The sequence below is a fragment of the Aeromonas sp. MaB10011B genome (genome assembly GCF_017939325.1).
In the GTDB taxonomy this organism is placed as follows: Bacteria; Pseudomonadota; Gammaproteobacteria; order Enterobacterales; family Aeromonadaceae; genus Aeromonas; species Aeromonas caviae.
Map to the genome: position 1 here is coordinate 1 of NZ_JAGKRK010000076.1, position 499 is coordinate 499.

General features: G+C 55.3%; 1 protein-coding gene. It reads left to right on the forward strand.

Annotation, left to right across the window (positions count from 1 at the left end; translation table 11 throughout):
- Positions 1-84: 84 nt before the first annotated feature.
- A partial coding sequence (locus J9893_RS17620) for a transposase domain-containing protein (protein ID WP_210621931.1) occupies positions 85-499 on the forward strand: 415 nt, incomplete at its 3' end.

Below are 499 nucleotides of genomic sequence, written 5' to 3' on the forward strand. Positions count from 1 at the left end.
CGCAATGCTGATCAGTTAAGGATCCATTGACCGATCCTTCTGCTGTAGGACAATCCGGAACCAATCACTGGTTCCGGATTTTTTATGTCTATTGCAAACGATCTGAACGATGTTGTTGAGGCATCTGGCGACATGCTGGCTCGGTTGGCCATTTTTGCCGACCATATTCCCGACGAATGGATTACTGCCGCTGCCGCCTTGTCTGAAAAGGCCACTATCCGCCGACGCCGCTTACCTTCTGATATGGTCTTGTGGCTCGTCGTGGGGATGGCCTTTTTCCGCAATGAGCCCATCTCCGAGGTCGCTCGGCGCCTCAACATCTGTGCAGAAGGGTTGGCCAATGATGCCTTGCTCGCGGACAGTGCCCTGTCTCAGGCCCGTCAGCGACTCGGCAAACAGCCGCTCGAGTGGCTGTTCAAACAGTGCGCCGATGTGTGGGGGCGGGAACGTTATCCTGAAGACCATTGGCACGGTTTACAGGTCTTTGCCATCGATGGGG